This is a genomic window from Pasteurella skyensis, assembly GCF_013377295.1.
Classification (GTDB): domain Bacteria; phylum Pseudomonadota; class Gammaproteobacteria; order Enterobacterales; family Pasteurellaceae; genus Phocoenobacter; species Phocoenobacter skyensis.
Genome location: NZ_CP016180.1, coordinates 828,053 through 846,890 on the forward strand (window position 1 = coordinate 828,053; position 18,838 = coordinate 846,890).

The 18,838-nt window shown below is 35.1% G+C and carries 17 protein-coding genes; 8 read left to right on the plus strand and 9 right to left on the minus strand.

All coding sequences use genetic code 11. From position 1 onward, the window contains the following. Positions 1-108: 108 nt before the first annotated feature. A complete protein-coding gene (locus A6B44_RS03905; RefSeq protein ID WP_090923089.1) occupies positions 109-501 on the plus strand; it encodes a pyrimidine dimer DNA glycosylase/endonuclease V in 393 nt (130 codons plus the stop codon). Here A6B44_RS03905 and A6B44_RS03910 read toward each other — a convergent pair. Continuing rightward, positions 498-1,463 (minus strand): asparaginase, encoded by a 966-nt coding sequence (locus tag A6B44_RS03910; protein ID WP_090923088.1) that lies wholly within the window; start codon positions 1,461-1,463, stop codon positions 498-500. The two genes, A6B44_RS03905 and A6B44_RS03910, sit on opposite strands and share 4 nt — an antisense overlap. 116 nt (positions 1,464-1,579) lie before the next feature. Between A6B44_RS03910 and ppx the strand changes: the two genes are divergently transcribed. Next, entirely contained in the window at positions 1,580-3,082 is a 1,503-nt protein-coding gene (gene ppx / locus A6B44_RS03915) for an exopolyphosphatase (RefSeq protein WP_090923086.1), read from the plus strand. Positions 3,083-3,093: 11 nt separating this feature from the next. Here the strand turns inward: ppx and ybeY are convergent, their stop codons facing one another. The 7 genes from ybeY to icd form a co-directional block, all read right to left on the minus strand. Then, a complete protein-coding gene (gene ybeY, locus A6B44_RS03920) occupies positions 3,094-3,573 on the minus strand; it encodes an rRNA maturation RNase YbeY (RefSeq protein ID WP_090923123.1) in 480 nt (159 codons plus the stop codon). 174 nt (positions 3,574-3,747) lie between these two features. Continuing rightward, on the minus strand, positions 3,748-5,121 hold the full coding sequence (gene pntB, locus A6B44_RS03925) for a Re/Si-specific NAD(P)(+) transhydrogenase subunit beta (RefSeq protein ID WP_090923084.1): 1,374 nt from the start codon (positions 5,119-5,121) through the stop codon (positions 3,748-3,750). Positions 5,122-5,133: 12 nt separating this feature from the next. Continuing rightward, positions 5,134-6,660: a Re/Si-specific NAD(P)(+) transhydrogenase subunit alpha gene (gene pntA, locus A6B44_RS03930; RefSeq protein ID WP_090923082.1), complete on the minus strand. Its 1,527-nt coding sequence runs from the start codon at positions 6,658-6,660 to the stop codon at positions 5,134-5,136. A 227-nt stretch (positions 6,661-6,887) separates the two neighbouring features. Then, complete coding sequence (locus A6B44_RS03935) at positions 6,888-7,826, minus strand: IS30 family transposase (RefSeq protein WP_176673460.1); 939 nt, start codon at positions 7,824-7,826, stop codon at positions 6,888-6,890. A gap of 361 nt (positions 7,827-8,187) precedes the next feature. Further along, positions 8,188-8,595, minus strand: a complete 408-nt coding sequence (locus A6B44_RS03940) for a hypothetical protein (protein WP_090923219.1) — start codon at positions 8,593-8,595, stop codon at positions 8,188-8,190. A gap of 75 nt (positions 8,596-8,670) precedes the next feature. Continuing rightward, on the minus strand, positions 8,671-11,277 hold the full coding sequence (gene acnB, locus A6B44_RS03945; protein ID WP_090923221.1) for a bifunctional aconitate hydratase 2/2-methylisocitrate dehydratase: 2,607 nt from the start codon (positions 11,275-11,277) through the stop codon (positions 8,671-8,673). Between the two features lie 106 nt (positions 11,278-11,383). Then, a complete protein-coding gene (gene icd, locus A6B44_RS03950) occupies positions 11,384-12,634 on the minus strand; it encodes an NADP-dependent isocitrate dehydrogenase (RefSeq protein ID WP_090923223.1) in 1,251 nt (416 codons plus the stop codon). A 208-nt stretch (positions 12,635-12,842) separates the two neighbouring features. On the opposite strand from icd, the gene A6B44_RS03955 reads away from it, so the two are divergent. Both A6B44_RS03955 and dapB read left to right on the plus strand, forming a co-directional pair. Beyond that, positions 12,843-14,141: a citrate synthase gene (locus tag A6B44_RS03955; protein WP_090923225.1), complete on the plus strand. Its 1,299-nt coding sequence runs from the start codon at positions 12,843-12,845 to the stop codon at positions 14,139-14,141. Positions 14,142-14,318: 177 nt separating this feature from the next. Beyond that, positions 14,319-15,131: a 4-hydroxy-tetrahydrodipicolinate reductase gene (gene dapB / locus A6B44_RS03960; protein WP_090923227.1), complete on the plus strand. Its 813-nt coding sequence runs from the start codon at positions 14,319-14,321 to the stop codon at positions 15,129-15,131. A gap of 70 nt (positions 15,132-15,201) precedes the next feature. On the opposite strand, the gene A6B44_RS03965 is transcribed toward dapB, so the two are convergent. Next, positions 15,202-16,101, minus strand: a complete 900-nt coding sequence (locus tag A6B44_RS03965) for a LysR family transcriptional regulator (protein WP_090923229.1) — start codon at positions 16,099-16,101, stop codon at positions 15,202-15,204. Between the two features lie 100 nt (positions 16,102-16,201). Here A6B44_RS03965 and A6B44_RS03970 point away from each other — a divergent pair, with 100 nt between their 5' ends. The 4 genes from A6B44_RS03970 to A6B44_RS03985 all read left to right on the plus strand — a co-directional run bounded on the left by A6B44_RS03970 (position 16,202) and on the right by A6B44_RS03985 (position 18,827). After that, positions 16,202-16,426, plus strand: coding sequence for a DUF2798 domain-containing protein (locus A6B44_RS03970; RefSeq protein ID WP_090923231.1), 225 nt, complete (start codon positions 16,202-16,204; stop codon positions 16,424-16,426). A gap of 6 nt (positions 16,427-16,432) precedes the next feature. After that, on the plus strand, positions 16,433-17,317 hold the full coding sequence (locus A6B44_RS03975) for an EamA family transporter (protein ID WP_090923233.1): 885 nt from the start codon (positions 16,433-16,435) through the stop codon (positions 17,315-17,317). A gap of 89 nt (positions 17,318-17,406) precedes the next feature. Next, positions 17,407-17,907 (plus strand): hypothetical protein, encoded by a 501-nt coding sequence (locus tag A6B44_RS03980; protein ID WP_090923235.1) that lies wholly within the window; start codon positions 17,407-17,409, stop codon positions 17,905-17,907. A gap of 98 nt (positions 17,908-18,005) precedes the next feature. Next, entirely contained in the window at positions 18,006-18,827 is an 822-nt protein-coding gene (locus A6B44_RS03985; RefSeq protein ID WP_090923237.1) for a DUF5984 family protein, read from the plus strand. Positions 18,828-18,838 lie beyond the last annotated feature (11 nt).

Below are 18,838 nucleotides of genomic sequence, written 5' to 3' on the forward strand. Positions count from 1 at the left end.
AGCGGTGAGATCCTTTCAATTTTTTGCAAATTTTGAAGATAATCTTACCGCTTTGTTTTATGTGTAATTTTGTATTAAGCAATTTATTTTAAGTACACCCCATTCGAAATGACGAGAATTAATGTAATACCACCTGATGAACTTTGTGACCAGCATTTATTAGCGGAACATAGAGAATTAACTCGTATTCCTAATGCTGTTGCGAAAGGTAAATTTCATTTAGACAATTTACCCAATGATTATAAATTAGGTACTGGACACGTTCGTTTCTTTTTTAATAAATTAACCTTTCTCAAAAAGCGTTATCAAGCTTTGCATCAAGAATGTAAAGCGAGAGGTTTTAATGTGAAATACATTTGGCCAGACAATCTACCTGAAGATAGTGAATTATGGTTAGATTATATTCCCACAGAAAACGCTATTGCTATAAATAAAGCGAGAATTGCAGAGCGAATGCCTGTAAAACCACGCTTTACCTCTTATAAAAAGCAGGAATCTTAAAAGTAATAACTTAAAGGCTTTGTTAATGTTTGATTGAGCAGTACTAATAACTTGATTCGAGCTTTTTGCCCACTTAAACCTGTTGTAAAAATAACACCCTCCTGTTTTAATCTACAGCCTCCACCAAGATAGTCATAGACATCTTGTGTTACGCCATTAAAGGCTCTAGAAACCAGTACAACGGGGATGTTGGCATTTAATAGGGCAGAAACGCCTGCCAAACAAGTGGGAGGTAAGTTTCCTGCACCTAACGCCTCAATAACCACACCATCGCATTCACTGTTTGCCAAATATTTCAATAATTCACTGTTCATTCCTGCATACGCTTTGATCAATGCTACATTGGTTTTTTCTAAATGTTCAAAAGGAAAATGTTCATAGTGAGTTAAACGTTGAAAATATAACACTTTATCTTTGGCAATTAAGCCACAAGGTCCAAAAGTTGGGGTTTGAAAGGTTGCTACATTGGTGGTATGTGTTTTAGTGACAAATTTGGCATTGTGAATTTCATCATTCATTACCACTAAAACGCCACGTCCTACACTTTCAGGATTTAATGCCACTAAAATAGCATTTTGTAAATTCACTAAGCCATCAGAACCTAACTCGTTACTTGAACGCATTGCCCCCGTAATGGTAATAGGAATATCGGTATCAATACTTAATTCAAGAAAATAAGCGGTTTCTTCAAGGGTATCTGTACCGTGCGTAATCACAATGCCCGTATAACCCTCTTCAAAAATCGCTCGTTCAATTCTATTTTTTAAATAAATCCAATGGGTTAAATCAATATGCGGCGAAGGGACGTTAAAAATAGCCTCTTGCTCAATTTTAGTTGAAATATGTAACTTGTTTAGTGAATTTATTAATGGATTATTTTGAGAAGGAATAACACGTCCTTCTTCATCTTCACTCATTGAAATTGTGCCACCCGTATGTAATATTAATAGTTTATTGACCATATTCTTTTATTAAGGTTGATTAAAATGGGCATTATAAGGTATTTGTAAATTTTTTGAAGAATCTTACCGCTTATTGTATTAGAATATAACGGAATGACAGAAAAAGGGACAAAAATATGCAATCAACATCAACGCCTCGTGAATTTGCCGCAATCGATCTTGGCTCAAATAGTTTTCATATGATTATTGCCAGAGTAGTCAATGGTTCAATTCAAATTCTTTCTCGTATTAAGCGACAAGTACGCTTAGCAGAGGGGTTAAATGAAGAGCGTATATTAAGTGATGAAGCCATTCAACGAGGAGTCGAATGTTTAGCATTATTTGCTGACCGTTTACAAGGCTTTGACCCTCAAAATGTAAAGGTGATTGGGACTTATACTTTACGTCGAGCGGTAAATAATACCGAATTTTTACGTCGAGCAGCAACCGTTTTTCCTTATCCTATTAATATTATTTCAGGGCAAGAAGAAGCGACGTTAATTTATTTAGGTGCAAGTCATACTCAGCCAGAAACAGGCAGAAAACTGATTATTGATATTGGTGGTGGCTCAACGGAAATGTGTATTGGAGATAATTTCTTACCTATTCGAGCAGAAAGCCGTCATATGGGGTGTGTCAGTTTTGCACAACGTTTTTTCCCTCAAGGGGAGTTAAATTCAAAGTGTTTTGAACAGGCTTATCAGCTTGCTATTGAAAAAATTGAAGATTTAGAAACGGATTATCGTACTTTAGGTTGGAAACACGTCTTAGGTTCATCAGGAACCATCAAAACGGTTACCTGTGTATTAAGAGCGAATGGTTATAAAGATGGTCTTATTACTCAAGAACGATTACAACATTTAATTGAAAAATGCCTTACTTTTACTTCGTTAAATGATATTCAACTAAAAGGATTACTTAAAGAGCGTGCCGATGTTTTTGTTCCAGGATTAGCGATTTTAAAGGCTTTATTCAGAACTTTTCAAATTGAATCAATGCGATATTCCGACGGTGCAGTACGAGAAGGGATAATGTATAGTTTAGATGAATATACTCAAGTCTCTAATATTCGACAACGCACTGCAGATTCATTAGCCTTACAATTTAATATTGATTTACAGCAAGCTTTAAGAGTAGAAGAGTGTGCCATGAAACTCTTTAATCAAGTGCCTTTTTGGAAAAAACATTTTTTAAGAACGGAATTTTTGGATATATTGAAGTGGGCGAGTCAGCTGCACGAAGTGGGTATCACTATTAATCATAATAAATTTAATCATCATTCTGGTTATATTTTAAGTCATATTAATTTACCGGGTTTTGACAATGAACAACAACAACTACTTGCGACCCTTGTCCGTTATCATATTCAAGATATTAAGCTGAGTTATATTCATAGTACTTATCGTTACAAAAAGCGTAATATCGTTACCCTGTTACGTATATTTCGCTTAGCGACCTTGTTAAGTCGCTCTCGTCAAGCCAGCGTAATACCTCAATATATTAAATTAAATATCCAAGAAAACGATTGGTATCTAGAGTTTGAATCAAATTATTTAGCTCAAAACCTGCTTGTAATGGCAGATTTAAAAGCTGAACAAAAAGAGCTACAAGCGGTAGGATTTAAGTTAGAATTTGCATAAAATTTAAAACACTATTTTTCACAAAGGTAAGGATCTGGAAATCCCATTGATTGCATAATGTTAGCTTCGAGACTCTCCATTTCTTCAGCTTCGGCGTCTACAATATGATCGTAGCCAAGCAAATGCAAAGTGCCGTGAACTGTTAAATGTGCCCAGTGAGACTCTAACGCAATCTGTTGTTCTTTCGCCTCTTTTTCTACAACTTGACGACAAATCACCAAATCCCCAAGTAGAGGTAATTCAATTCCTTCTGGCATTTCAAAAGGAAATGACAGCACATTGGTGGATTTATCCTTACCTCGATACGTTAAATTTAAGTGATGGCTTTCCGCTTCATCAACAAGACGAATGGTGATTTCTGTATCCGAAAAATCTTCTGTTTGCGCTTCCAAAATAAGAGCTTGTTGCACCCAATAAGTAAATTTCTCTAAAGAGGGCAGATCAGACTGATCTTCGGTTACAATTTGTAAATCAATAATTGGTGTATTCATTATTATAGTTAGTTTAAGTGTTAGAATAATAAAAATTAAGCGGTAGGATTTTCGCATTTTTTTGCAAAAAGTGAAAGTAATCTTACCTTTTACGTAAACTTATTTTAGGACGGGACATAAAAAATGCCGCTATTTTTCAATAACGGCATTTTATTTTACTTTAAAACTCTTTGATTATAACGCTTTTAAAATATCATCAACACGATCTTTTGCATCGCCGAATAACATTTGCGTATTATCTTTAAAGAATAATGGATTTTGAACTCCAGCATAACCTACAGCCATTGAGCGTTTGAATACCACAACATTAGCTGCGTGCCAAACTTCTAATACTGGCATTCCAGCGATTGGGCTGTTTGGATCTTCCATTGCTGCTGGGTTTACCGTATCGTTTGCACCGATAACTAATACCACTTCAGTAGAAGATAAGTCATCGTTGATTTCGTCCATTTCTAGTACGATATCATAAGGCACTTTTGCCTCAGCTAATAATACGTTCATATGACCTGGTAAACGACCTGCAACAGGGTGGATTGCAAAACGTACTTCAACACCTAAATCACGTAAACGTTGCGTTAACTCTGCAACAGGGTACTGTGCTTGTGCCACTGCCATTCCGTATCCTGGTGTAATAACCACAGAACTTGCATTTTTAAGCATTTCAGCTACATCTTCTGCTGTTGTTTCACGGTGTTCACCTTGCTCTTCATCAGAAGAGGCTTGAACATCATTACCAAATCCACCTGCGATTACGCTGATGAAAGAGCGATTCATTGCTTTACACATAATGTAGGAAAGAATTGCCCCTGATGAACCTACTAATGCCCCTGTTACGATAAGTAGATCGTTATCTAACATAAAGCCTGCTGCTGCAGCTGCCCAACCAGAATAAGAATTAAGCATTGAAACAACCACTGGCATATCTGCACCACCGATTGATGCCACTAAGTGCCAACCAAATGCAAGTGCAATCGCAGTCATCAATAACACTGGGAATAAGTTTTCTGGATGATTAACAAAGGCAATCATTAATAAGAATGAAACAACAATTGCTGCTAAGTTCATTTTATGACGATGTGGTAAAGTTAAAGCTTTTGAATTTAATTTACCATTTAATTTACCAAAGGCAACTAATGAACCCGTGAATGTTACCGCACCGATAAAGATACCTAAGAATACCTCAACATTATGGATATTTTCTAACACTGGTGTTGATGCTTCGTGTAAACCATAGCTATTGTAACCAACTAATACCGCTGCTAAACCAACAAAGCTATGTAAGATTGCAACCAACTCAGGCATTTCAGTCATTTCAACTTTTAATGCTTGACGGATACCTAAAGCACCACCGATGACCATTGCAATAATAATCCAGAATACACCTTGTGACTGTGGGCCAAAGATAGTAACGAATAATGCAATTCCCATACCCACGATACCATACCAGCAACCTGCTTTGGCTGTTTCGTGTTTAGAAAGCCCAGCTAAGCTCATAATGAAAAGTAGAGCCGATATAATATAAGCAGCTTGTACAAAACCTAAAGACATATCGTTTTCTCCTTAACCTTTTCTGAACATTGCAAGCATACGTTGGGTAACTTTAAAGCCACCGAAAATATTGATACTTGCGACTAAAATTGCAATAAATGCAACGACACTAATAAATACACCACCTTGTGCGATTTGCAACAATGCCCCCACAATGATGATCCCTGAAATTGCATTGGTTACCGCCATTAATGGCGTGTGTAATGCGTGACTTACGTTCCAAACCACATAATAACCTACAACACAAGCTAACACAAAGACAGAGAAGTGTGATAAAAACTCTTGTGGTGCAACAGAAGCTAAACCCAAGAATGCAAGTGCAGCAGCTGCCATTACACCATATTTAATACGAGGATCTTTTGGTTTTTCTTCTTTTTTAGCAACAGGCTCTTTCACTTTTGGTTGTTGTTGCGCTGATACTTTGATTGGTGGCGCAGGCCATGTAATTTCACCATCACGAACAACAGTGACACCACGTTGAACAACATCTTCAAAATCAATATTGATATTGCCATCTTTTTCTTTACAAAGTAGTTTTAATAAATTAACTAAGTTTGTACCGTAAAGTTGTGAAGATTGTGTTGGTAAACGACCTGGTAAATCAGTGTAACCAATAACTTTGACTTGATTATCTGTAACAACGACTTCATCGACTTTTGAATATTCACAGTTACCACCAGTTGCTGCTGCTAAATCTACAATCACAGAACCTGGTTTCATTGAATCTACCATTTCTTTTGTGATTAAGCGAGGTGCAGGGCGACCTGGAATTAAGGCGGTTGTGATAATAATATCCACTTCTTTTGCTTGTTCAGCATAAAGTTCTAAAGATTTTCTATTAAATTCTTCAGACATTACTTTTGCATAGCCGTCAGAACTGACTTCTGTTTCTACATCAATTTCAAGGAAAGAAGCGCCCATACTTTCTACTTGCTCTTTAGTTTCAGGACGAGAGTCAAAGGCACGAACAATTGCCCCTAAGCTGCTTGCTGCACCAATAGCGGCAAGACCTGCCACACCTGCACCGATAACCAATACTTTCGCAGGAGGAACTTTACCCGCAGCAGTAATTTGACCTGTAAATAAGCTACCAAATTCGTGAGCGGCTTCAACCACTGCACGATAACCCGCAATGTTTGCCATTGAGCTTAACGCATCTAAGGCTTGAGCACGGGAAATACGAGGCACACTATCCATTGCCAGAACATTAATTTTTTTAGAAGAAAGTTTTTTCATTAGCTCTTCATTTTGAGCCGGCCAAATAAAGCTAACTAGGGTTGCTCCTTCTTTCATTAATGCAATTTCTTCGTCAGTAGGTGCGTTTACTTTAAAGATAATATCCGCATTCCATACTGTTTTTTGATCACCGACAGACGCACCTGCTTCTACAAATGCTTTGTCATCAAAACTTGCTTTAAAGCCAGCACCGTGTTCAACGATAACTTCAAAACCAAGCTTTAGGATCTGTGCAACGGTTTTAGGCGTTGCTGCTACACGATTTTCACCGCTTAACAGCTCCTTTGGTACACCAATAAGCATAAAGACTCCTTATAATAATAAAAAAATGACTAGTAATTAACCATTCTAAATGTTTTAGAAAAACAGTATAAATTTACCATTTTTTTGACTGAAAGTGTAAAATTTTGTAAAAGAAAATGATAATTAAATCAATAGGAATGAGAAATAGAGTAAGGGATAAACAGTAAGCGGTAAGATGTTTATTAAAATTTACAAATGGTACATTTACCTCATAACCGTAACACCACTTAAAATAACTCAGAAGGAGAGTGAAATCCTCGTCGTTTTCTAGGACGAAGATTAAGCTCTCTTTCCACTATATCTAATTCCTCTTGTGCAACTGATTTTAAATCAGTTCCTTTTGGAAAATACTGACGGATTAATCCATTTGTATTTTCATTTAATCCTCTTTGCCAAGGACTATTAGGATCTGCAAAGTAGGTTTTACATTCTAACTCATTTGCTATCTTTTCGTGAGAGAAAAATTCAACACCATTATCAAAAGTTATTGATTTAACTTTTTCTTTATAAGGCAATAAAGTACTAATGCAACGCTTTGCTAAACAACGGGCATTTTTACCTTCTAATTTTACAATTACTGTATAAGCCGTTTTTCTCTCAACTAAAGTTAATATTCCTGTATGATGCCCTTTTCCTTGTATTGTATCTGCTTCCCAATGCCCCAATTCTTCTTTTGTTTCTATTTCTTTAGGTCTATCATGAATAGATACTCTATTGGGTATTTTTCTAATGATTGCTCCTACCGACTTACTTCTTTTACGATATTTTTTATTGCCTCGCCGTAGATATTTATAAACCTCATCTTTACGATGAAAATGCCGTTTTATATATGCATAAATACCTCTGGGGCTAATGCCAAGCTCTTTAATTTTAGAAACTGTATAGCAAATTTGTTCAGGACTAAATCTCTTCTTTAAGTAAAAATAAATAATAGACCAAACTTGAGGTGTGATTGTTATTTTCTTTCGTTTCCTACGATGTCTTTGACGACACATTTTATTCGCACCACGAGGATTATAACCTCTAGTGCCTGTATTACGTTTTACCTCATTAAAAATAGTTGTAGCACTACAGCCAACAACTTTAGCTATTTGTCTATAACTATGTTTATGTTGCAATCCGTAAGAAATCTGGTATATTTGTTCTAAAGTCAGTTGTTTATACATAACACTTATCTCCGTCAAGAAAAGTCAACGTATATTCTAACTGACTTTTCTTTTTAGGGAAGTGTTACGGTTATTCGGTAAATCTGATATTTGTAAAATAATATTACCTTTTGTTTACTAAAATTACGTTTTAATGGGTATTCTTGACCACTTTTATTGTAAAAAGTAGGGAAGTTATATCAATACGTTATATTTCTAAGCCATCTACACGATGGTTAACTAGAAATTTAATTCATAAAACCCTTATTTGCAATATTTGAAGTGAAAAAATAGTAAAAATACCCTTTGAGTTGTTTTATAACTTATTGATAATAAAGTTAGAGAGAAATATTTATTCATTTTATTTTTTAACCTTGATTAATTATAAACGAGGAGCAAGTAATAAACCATATAGCCCTAAAATACTCCCAAACAAAAATAGTGAACAATACAGAGTATGAATTAACGATTGGTTTTTTATCAACATAGCAATGAAAGGTCGAGATTCATTACCTATTTTTATTTGAAAATTTAATAGCCGACTTATTATCAAATTGGCAACAAATATAATAAAAATATAAGCATCAAGTATGATGAAAGTCGCATATATAAGCACGACCTCTTCAATAAAAGTTGAAAACATTCCCATTTTTTTGAGAAAAAATACAATAGCAGTGACAATAAAATAAAGGATAATTGAACGAATAAATAATTTTTTATCTACTTTTTTTCGTTTAATAAAGATAAAAATAAGTATGAGTACACTTAGAATAAATACTCCAGTTTTCATACATCTCCTTTTTGTTACTATCTAAAAAGAATAAAGCCATATTCTACATTAAAATATGGCTTTATTGAAAGGTGGTTATACTTCAGACTGGAAAATAACGTTATTTGCTTTTTCAATATAACTATTAATTTGATCAAAGTTTAAATAACGATAAGTATCTTCTTTATCATTATCTAAATTTGCTACATAAGACTGATATTCCTCAGGAGTTGGTAATTTACCTAAAATAGCGGCTACAGAAGCAAGTTCTGCAGAAGAGAGGTAAACATTTGCACCTTGTCCTAATCGGTTAGGGAAGTTACGTGTTGAAGTTGAAACTACAGTTGATTTTGCTTCTACTCGAGCTTGGTTACCCATACAAAGTGAACAACCCGGCATTTCAATTCTTGCACCACTCTTACCATAAATATTGTAATAGCCTTCTTCTGTCAGTAGAGCTGCGTCCATTTTTGTTGGAGGAGCAATCCATAAACGAGTTGGGATCACATCTTCAAATTGATTAAGAAGTTTACCTGCTGCACGGAAATGTCCAATATTGGTCATACAAGAACCGATAAAGACTTCATCAATGCCCGTATTTTGAACTTCAGAAAGTAGGCGAGCATCATCAGGATCATTAGGTACGCAGAGAATAGGCTCCTTGATTTCATTTAAGTCGATATCAATCACCGCAGCGTATTCTGCATCTTCATCGGCTTCCATTAATTCTGGATTAGCAAGCCATTTTTCCATTCCTTTGATACGACGTTCAAGGGTACGAACATCCCCATAGCCTTCTGAAATCATCCACTTGAGTAACACAATGTTTGAATTTAGGTATTCAATAATAGGTTCTTTATCAAGTTTAATGGTACAAGCGGCAGCAGAGCGTTCTGCTGAGGCATCTGAAAGTTCAAAAGCTTGTTCTACTTTTAAGTGTTCTAAACCTTCAATTTCAAGAATACGTCCTGAGAAAATATTTTTCTTACCTGCTTTTTCAACGGTTAATAATCCTTGTTGAATTGCATAATAAGGAATAGCGTGAACAAGGTCACGCAGTGTGATGCCTTTTTGCATTTCTCCACTAAAACGTACTAATACAGATTCTGGCATATCTAACGGCATTACTCCTGTTGCTGCAGCAAAAGCCACTAAACCAGAGCCAGCAGGAAATGAGATACCAATAGGGAAACGAGTATGTGAATCACCGCCTGTTCCAACAGTATCAGGGAGTAACATACGGTTTAACCATGAGTGAATAACGCCATCACCTGGGCGAAGTGAAACACCGCCTCGATTCATAATAAAGTCAGGTAATGTGTGGTGTGTGTTTACATCAATAGGTTTTGGATAGGCTGCGGTATGACAAAAAGATTGCATAACCAAATCTGCAGAAAAGCCTAAGCAAGCAAGATCTTTTAATTCATCACGGGTCATTGGTCCTGTAGTATCTTGAGAGCCAACAGAAGTCATCATTGGTTCACAATATTGATTAGGGCGAATACCTTTTACACCACAGGCTTTTCCTACCATTTTTTGTGCAAGGGTAAAGCCTTTTTTACTGCTTACCACATCTTGTGGTTTTAAAAATATATCGCTTTCAGGCAATCCTAATTCCATACGTGCTTTATGAGTTAAGCCACGTCCAATAATTAATGGAATACGTCCACCAGCACGTACTTCATCTAATAAAATTTGAGTTTTTAAGGTAAATTCAGCTAAGACTTCATCACTATTGTGTTTACAAATTTTGCCTTCATAAGGATAAATATCAATGATATCACCCATCGCTAATTTGCTCACATCCACTTCAATAGGTAATGCACCTGCATCTTCAAGGGTATTGAAAAAAATAGGTGCAATCTTACCGCCTAATACTACACCGCCAGCACGTTTATTTGGAATATAAGGAATATCTTCTCCCATATGCCATAATACGGAATTGGTTGCTGATTTACGAGAAGATCCTGTTCCAACGACATCACCAACATAAGTCAGCGGAAAGCCTTTTTGTTTTAATTCTTCGATTAAGGTTAATGGACCTATTTCACCCTCTTTATCTGCGACAATTCCATTACGGCTATTTTTCAGCATTGCTTTAGCGTGCAGTGGAATATCAGGGCGAGACCACGCATCTTGAGCAGGGGAGAGATCATCGGTATTGGTTTCACCTGTTACTTTAAATACCGTTACGGTAATTTTTTCGGCTAATTTAGGACGAGATAAAAACCACTCTGCATTTGCCCAAGACTCTAAAATTTGTTGTGCAAAGGCATTGCCTTTTTTCGCTCGCTCTGATACATCGTGAAAGGCGTCAAACATTAAAAGAGTAGAGGAGAGCGCTTTTGTTGCCACAGGGGCTAATGTATCATTATCTAACGCCATTAATAATGGCTCAATATTGTATCCCCCTTGCATTGTACCTAATAGTTTTACTGCATATTGTGTAGAAATAAGGGGTGAGGAGACTTCATTATTAACGATAGCAGAAAGAAAAGAGGCTTTAACATAAGCGGCTTCATCAACCCCTGCTGGAATGCGATTTTCCAAGAGTGAAAGCAAATACTCTTCTTTGCCTTGTGGCGGTTGTTTAAGTAATTCAACTAATTGAGCGGTTTGTTCCGCATTTAAGGGTTGAGGAACGATACCTTCTGCGGCTCGTTCATCAATGTGTTGTTGATAGGTGTCTAAAAAATTTGTCATAAAAAACTCCCTTGTTTTAGGGTTAAAAATAGATAATCAATTAAAATCAAGCAGTAAGATTATTTTTGCAAAAATTCCCACAGATCTTACCGCTTGTAAAAAGCTCTTACATATTAGTCATAATATCTTGAGCAAATTCAGAGGTTGAACGTAATGTTGCCCCTTCTAGCATTTCTGCAAAATCAAAAGTAACGGTTTTATTTACAATGGTTTGTGATACCGCTTTTACGACTAAATCCGCAGCTTCAGTCCAACCCAAATGACGTAACATCATTTCACCACTTAAAATAAGTGACCCAGGATTACCTTTGTTTTGTCCTGCAATGGCAGGGGCTGTACCGTGTGTTGCTTCAAAAATCGCCGATTCAAAACCAATATTGGCTCCTGGTGAAATCCCAATCCCCCCCACTTGTGCAGCAAGTGCATCGGAAATATAGTCACCGTTTAAGTTTAAGGTAGCAATCACATCATATTGCGTTGGGTGAAGTAAAATTTCTTGTAAAAATGCATCTGCAATACAATCTTTAATAATAATTTTTTTACCTGTTTTAGGGTTGATCAAGTATTGCCATTCGCCTGTTTCGTCAATTTTTACACCACCAAACTCTTTCGCAACTTCATATCCCCACTCTTTAAATGCCCCTTCGGTAAATTTCATAATATTACCTTTGTGAACAAGGGTTAAAGAATCACGATCATTATCAATTACATATTGTAATGCGGCTTTAACAAGACGTTGTGTTCCTTGTTTAGAAACAGGTTTAATACCAATTCCACAGTCTTCTGTAAAACGAATTTTAGTCACACCCATCTCATCTTGTAAGAATTTAATGACCTTATCGGCTTCACTTGAACCCGCTACCCATTCAACACCTGCGTAAATATCTTCTGAGTTTTCACGGAAGATAACCATATTTACTTTTTCAGGGTGTTTTACAGGGCTTGGCGTACCGTCATAATAACGAATAGGACGTAAACAGTTGTATAAATCTAACCCTTGACGCATTGCGACATTTAAAGAGCGAATACCACCTCCGACAGGGGTCATCAAAGGACCTTTAATGGCAACGTGATAGTCACGGATAAGATCTAATGTTTCTTCTGGTAGCCAAGTATTTTCACCATAAACTTCATTTGCTTTACCGCCAGCATAAATCTCCATCCAAGAAATCTTACGCTCTCCACCATAAGCCTTTTGAACGGCCGCATCAATAACGGCTTGCATTGCAGGGGTAACATCAACACCAACGCCATCTCCTTCGATAAACGGAATAATCGGATTATTAGGGACTTGTAATTTTCCTTGTGGGGTGAGTTGAATTTTTTCACCTTGTGGAACATTAACTTTAGATTGCATATAGACTCCTTGAATTAAAATAGATCTACCAGTAGATATATCATTGTATATAAATTTAACATTTTTAACATTTTCTTTCTGACTTTTTTTGTCATTTTTTTGAAGCAGATCTAATTTTTGATAAAAATAACTTCTTTTTTTGTATAAATAGTGATAGGTTAGAGAGTGAATATTAACAAATAATTAACAAGTAATGAGTAGGAGAACTATGTCAACACTAACACAAAAAGCAAAATTATCGTTACCAAATGGTAAAAGTTATGAACTAGATATTTGTAAAGGAACATTAGGCTACGAAGCAGTAAATGTACAATCATTAGTTAAAAATAAACTATTTACTTTTGATCCAGGATTTATGTCTACTGCATCTTGTCGATCTGCTATTACTTATATTGATGGTGATAATGGCGTGCTTTTACACCGTGGTTATCCTATTGATCAGTTAGCAATGAATGGTGATTATTTAGAGGTTTCTTATCTATTATTGTTTGGTGAGCGACCAACTAAAGAACAATATATTGCTTTTCGTGATCAGTTAAAAAATCATCATATTATTCATGAGCAAATTGCTCGATTCTTTAATGGATTTCGTCGAGATGCTCATCCAATGGCGATTATGTGTGGCACCATCGGTGGATTAGCGGCCTTTTATCATGAATTAATGGATGTATCGGATGAAGATCACCGAATTTTAACTGCGGTACGTTTACTTGCAAAAATGCCAACGCTATCTGCGATGTGCTATAAATATTCTATTGGTCAGCCATTTATGTATCCTAAAAATAGCCTTTCTTATTCAGGTAATTTTTTACATATGATGTTTGCAACACCTTGTGAAGAATATCAAGTGAATCCTGTCTTTGAAAAAGCATTAGATCGTATTTTTGTTCTTCATGCTGATCACGAACAAAATGCCTCAACTTCAACCGTTCGAACAGCAGCTTCTTCTGGAGCCAACCCATTTGCGTGTATTGCAGCAGGTATTGCATCATTATGGGGGCCTGCTCACGGTGGTGCAAATGAAGCTTGTATTAATATGTTGGAAGAGATTGGTACAGTTGATCGTATTCCTGAATATATTGCTAGAGCAAAAGACCGTAACGACCCATTCCGCTTAATGGGCTTTGGACATCGTGTGTATAAGAGTTATGATCCTCGAGCTAAAGTAATGCGTCAAACTTGTCACGAAGTATTAAATGAACTTAATATTTCTACGCCAATTTTAGATATTGCGATGGAATTAGAGCGTATTGCCTTAGAAGATCCTTATTTTGTTGATCATAAGCTTTATCCAAATGTTGATTTTTATTCGGGTATTATCCTAAAAGCAATTGGTATTCCAACGTCAATGTTTACAGTAATTTTTGCATTAGCAAGAACCGTTGGTTGGATTGCACATTGGAAAGAAATGTATAAACAAGAAGATGGATTTAAAATTGTACGTCCTCGCCAAATTTATACGGGTGAAGTACAACGTGATTTTCCACCAATTGATAAAAGTGAATAATTATTCATAAATAAAGTAAAAAATACTCTCACATTTGGGAGTATTTTTTTATCTTAACGACTTAAAAATTAAACCAATCTCTTTTATTTTCTCTTGTCTTACTCTACAATCAGAATGAATAGGAAACAAGCAGTAACATTTGTTTAAAAATTTACAAAATTTATTAAGGAAAAAATGATGACATTAAGAATAGCAATAGTGGGAGCGGGCGGAAGAATGGGGCGTCAGCTGATTTGTGCAATTAATAATGGTGACAACGTCACTATTGGAGCAGCATTTGAACGTAAAGGTTCATCATTGGTCGGAACAGATGTCGGAGAACTAGCTGGAATTGGAGCTTTAGGTATTGCAGTTTCTGATGATCTTAAGTCTCAAGCAGATAATTTTGATTTATTAATTGATTTTACTCGCCCAGAGGGAACTTTAGAGCATATTGCATTTTGTGTTGCTAATAATAAAAAAATGGTGATCGGTACCACTGGGTTTGATGATGAGGGTAAGCAAGCCATTGAAAATGCGGCTAAAAATATTCCAATTGTATTTGCCTCAAATTATAGCGTAGGGGTGAGTTTAGTGTTTAAACTATTAGAAAAAGCAGCCAAAGTTATGGGGGATTACTGCGATATTGAAGTGATTGAAGCCCATCATCGCCATAAAGTCGATGCTCCATCAGGTACAGCTTTGTCAATGGGTGAACATATTGCCAAAGTATTAGATCGTGATTTAAAAACGCACGGTGTATTTGCTCGTGAAGGGATTACAGGGGAGCGTAAGCGTGATGAAATTGGTTTTGCGACTATCCGTGCAGGTGATGTCGTTGGGGAGCATAGTGTTTGGTTTGCCGATGAAGGGGAACGAGTAGAAATTTCTCACAAAGCCTCTAGTCGTATGACTTTTGCAAATGGTGCTGTGCGAGCAGCTAAATGGCTTACCACAAAACAAAATGGATTGTTTGATATGACAGATGTTTTGGGGTTAGATCAGTTATAAATCCTACTATAACAATAAAATCTCGTGATTGTAGCCACAATGCATACCTTGTTGTCTGTATGCATTGTCGTTAGAAATGATTAAAATAATCCATTAATGCATCAATAAGCACACGTACTCGGTTCGGCAGATATTTTTGTGTGTGCCATACGGCATAAATATCTCGACAGGGTGGTTGCCATTCAGTCAAAATACGAACTAATTCTCCACGTTGTAGCTCTTTTTTACATAGAATTTCTGGTACATAAGTTAATCCTAAACCACGTTTTGCCAAAGATACACACAAACGAATTTCATTTACTTGCAATCTTGTATTTGTATTATGAACTATATTGTGCAAGCTAATTTGTGTTTTTTCATTATTATGTTTATGGGCTAAATCAATTATAGGTGATAATGGTTGGGAGGCAATCCATTGATGATTAAGTAGATCATTAGGGCATTGTATCCGCGGATTATTTTGTAAATATTTTTCACTGGCGACAATACACATAGGCATAGTTGCTAAGTGTTTTTGTATTAGATTACTGTCTTTTTGTTTACCAACACGCAAAGCGATGTCAGCACTTTGTTCCAAGAAGTTATCATTACGATTATTAAGTGACAAGATCAAATTAATATCAGGATATTGTATTAAAAAATCAGACCAAAAATCCGCTAATACAACAGATAAATTTATCGGTGCTAATACTCGTACTGTACCTTTTGTTTGATTGTTATTTTGTTGAATATCTTGAATGTTTTGCTGTAACTTTTCAATGAGAGGCTGACATTTATCAAGATAAATCTCTCCCTCTGCGGTTAATGTTATCCCTCTTGGACTACGGTGTAATAATTTACAGCCAAGTTTATCTTCTAATTTTTGTAAGCGTCGAGTAAGCGTTGCAGCGGGGATATTTTCTTGTTTAGCTGCTTGTTGAAAACTTCCTGCTTCGGTAATAAGAACAAATAAATAAAAATCATTAAGCATTTCAAAAATGGAATTTAAGTTTTAAATTATTGCTATTCTATCATTTTTGTATGATGTTATGATAGGATAAATTAAATAATAGGATATGAAGGAGTAAAAAATGAATCTTAAATTTAAGTTATTTAATACAGCAATAATGTCTTTTTTATTATCAATGATGATGACTTTTTGGGTGACTTGGATAAATATCGGTTTTGTCGATGACTTTGTTTGGCGTTGGTTAAAAGCGTGGGGATTGGCTTTTCCTGCCGCTTTTATTTGTGTACTGATTTTAGCAACACCTGTAATGAAATTCAGCAAGAAAGTCTTTGGAATTAAGGAATAATCATTAATGAAATTTACATACAATGATTTATTAATCGGTATTTTTGTTGCGATCTTATGGGGAGTGAATTTTGTTCCTATTAAACTTGGCTTACAGTCATTAGATCCTTTCGCTTTTACTTTTTTACGTTTTTTCTTTTCTGCTTTTCCTGCGGTATTTTTTATTAAAAGACCAAGCAATGTGAGTTGGAGAACCTTGATTATTTACGGTGTTTTATTTGGTTGTGGGCTATGGTGGACAGCTTTTTATGCCATTCATAATGGTTTATCAGGCGGTATGGCATCATTATTTATGCAATTTAGTGCTTTTTTTACCATTGGCTTAAGTTACTTATTACTAAAAGAAAAAGTTAATCTTGTACAGATTATTGGTTCTCTGATTGCGTTATTCGGACTTTTTTTAATGATATTGGTTACCGACGGCAGTAGTTCTATTATCGGTATTGGTTTAATTTTATGTGCAGCTACAGTATGGTCAGTGTGTAATTTAATCGTTAAAATAAAACGCCCTAATGATATGTTAGCCTTTATGGTCTGGAGCAGTTTATTTTCAGCACCGGCTATTTTTGTGATGACTATTTTAGTCAAAGGTATTGAGCCTTTTACTAGCCTACCACAAACAATGGATGGTAAAGCGTGGTTTTCGGTATTATTTCAAGCTTATATTATTACCATTCTAAGTTATATTCTTTGGAATAATTTAATGAAAAAATACCCTGCTACATCGGTTGCCCCACTATCTTTATTGGTACCTATCGCAGGCATTAGTTCAACTTACTTCTTTTTTGATGAACAGATAGGGATATATAAAGGAACTGCAATGTTGATTATTTTGGTGGGATTAACTGTTTTTATGAACGCTCATCGAATTAATTTAAAACGTGAATATTGATCGTGTTAAGCGATATAATATCTAGAAAATAGCAAAAAGTGATTAAAATCTTACCGCTTGTTTGGTAAATCAAAATAGGAATAAATCAAATGAAAAATATAGAAAATTCAAACAGTTGGCATTCTATTTTTGGGTGGTATCACACAGGCGATTTTGTAGTAAATGATTTGCATATATTGAAAACAGGAAGCCTCAATCAACAAAGAGAAGCTTTTGAGAAAATCAAATTGGAAATCGAACATCAAGGGGGAGTCAGCTATTTAGCCCCCTTTTTAGTTAAAGAATTAATAGCAATAATCACACAATCTAACATACTGATAAAAAATGAAATAGAGCAGTTTTTAAATGAGTTAAATAAAATTATCATTGAAAATATAGCATTTTTTGAGAATCATTTAATAGATAAAAATAAGAACGGCTATGATTTTTTAGATTTACTCAATGTTTGTCATAAATATTCAGATGATGAAGGTGAAGATAGCCTTTGGGAAACAGAGGATATGGAAGGTTTGCTAATGGCAAATGTTATTACTAAAAATTTAATTGATACTTATCAACGTAATCATTCAATATTTGGAAAAAATAAATGAAGCTACCAACCTTTAGGTTGGACAATGGGATAAAAAACAACATTTTTATTTCGATTTATTCCCACAAATACACTTAAAAATCAGAGGTACAACATCAAATGAAAATACACTTTAGACTAAAAACTATCGAGGAAATAAAAATAGAACTCTCTTATTTAGGTTATCAAGTCAGTTGGTTAGATTTAACTGATGGAGATTTATATTTAGAAATTGGAGGACAACGAGTTTATATTTATTCTAAAGAGGGGATGGAATATTATGAGACAAATGATAAATATATTAATTATCAAATAGACTCATTTATAAGAGAGTTATGCTGTGTTTTTTCAGGAATAAGTAGAGGAGTGTCAAAAAATTTATATGAGTTATTTAACGATGTAACAAGTATCAGGACGTTAAATGATGATGCTTACAGGTGGTTGGAATTGTATGAGGATGATTCGGAAACAGTAATAGATACTGAGGTTGAAAATGAATATGGCATAATATCTGATTATATTTATGATCACAGGTTGGTGGCTTATCCTATTTATTTAGTACCTCGATTACATTTTTTTAGATATAACAATAAGCTTAAAATCATTGTCGATTGCGAAGAAAAAACAGAAACAGGGATTGCTTTATGGGAAGCTAAAAGTGGTGTTTATGAGATAAATTATGCTGATTTTGTCAAAGAAGTTAAGCATTTTTATAACGAGTTTATTGATCAAATGGAGCAGCAAATTTTAAATGCAATAAATACCGACTGGGGACATCTAAGCATTGCTAAAAATTTAGCGAGTATTTATCCCCAGATAAAGAAGAAGCTTTTAAAAGAGTTGGAAATTCTTGAACAAAACGAAAAAGAAAATAGTGAAGAAATTGAGAGAATATATCAGCGGATACAAAGAGAGTTAGTAGAAAAGAGTAATGTGAAGTAAATAAAATATGA

What these genes read in the sequence shown, in the direction of transcription:
- icd (WP_090923223.1), bottom strand. Translation starts at nt 12,634, where the DNA reads ATGCAATCTAAAGTTAATGTTCCACAAGGTGAAAAAATTCAACTCACC.
- ybeY (WP_090923123.1), bottom strand. Translation starts at nt 3,573, where the DNA reads ATGAATACACCAATTATTGATTTACAAATTGTAACCGAAGATCAGTCT.
- A6B44_RS03940 (WP_090923219.1), bottom strand. Translation starts at nt 8,595, where the DNA reads ATGAAAACTGGAGTATTTATTCTAAGTGTACTCATACTTATTTTTATC.
- pntA (WP_090923082.1), bottom strand. Translation starts at nt 6,660, where the DNA reads ATGCTTATTGGTGTACCAAAGGAGCTGTTAAGCGGTGAAAATCGTGTA.
- A6B44_RS03980 (WP_090923235.1), top strand. Translation starts at nt 17,407, where the DNA reads ATGAAAAATATAGAAAATTCAAACAGTTGGCATTCTATTTTTGGGTGG.
- pntB (WP_090923084.1), bottom strand. Translation starts at nt 5,121, where the DNA reads ATGTCTTTAGGTTTTGTACAAGCTGCTTATATTATATCGGCTCTACTT.
- A6B44_RS03905 (WP_090923089.1), top strand. Translation starts at nt 109, where the DNA reads ATGACGAGAATTAATGTAATACCACCTGATGAACTTTGTGACCAGCAT.
- A6B44_RS03910 (WP_090923088.1), bottom strand. Translation starts at nt 1,463, where the DNA reads ATGGTCAATAAACTATTAATATTACATACGGGTGGCACAATTTCAATG.
- A6B44_RS03935 (WP_176673460.1), bottom strand. Translation starts at nt 7,826, where the DNA reads ATGTATAAACAACTGACTTTAGAACAAATATACCAGATTTCTTACGGA.
- acnB (WP_090923221.1), bottom strand. Translation starts at nt 11,277, where the DNA reads ATGACAAATTTTTTAGACACCTATCAACAACACATTGATGAACGAGCC.
- A6B44_RS03985 (WP_090923237.1), top strand. Translation starts at nt 18,006, where the DNA reads ATGAAAATACACTTTAGACTAAAAACTATCGAGGAAATAAAAATAGAA.
- ppx (WP_090923086.1), top strand. Translation starts at nt 1,580, where the DNA reads ATGCAATCAACATCAACGCCTCGTGAATTTGCCGCAATCGATCTTGGC.
- A6B44_RS03970 (WP_090923231.1), top strand. Translation starts at nt 16,202, where the DNA reads ATGAATCTTAAATTTAAGTTATTTAATACAGCAATAATGTCTTTTTTA.
- A6B44_RS03965 (WP_090923229.1), bottom strand. Translation starts at nt 16,101, where the DNA reads ATGCTTAATGATTTTTATTTATTTGTTCTTATTACCGAAGCAGGAAGT.
- A6B44_RS03955 (WP_090923225.1), top strand. Translation starts at nt 12,843, where the DNA reads ATGTCAACACTAACACAAAAAGCAAAATTATCGTTACCAAATGGTAAA.
- A6B44_RS03975 (WP_090923233.1), top strand. Translation starts at nt 16,433, where the DNA reads ATGAAATTTACATACAATGATTTATTAATCGGTATTTTTGTTGCGATC.
- dapB (WP_090923227.1), top strand. Translation starts at nt 14,319, where the DNA reads ATGACATTAAGAATAGCAATAGTGGGAGCGGGCGGAAGAATGGGGCGT.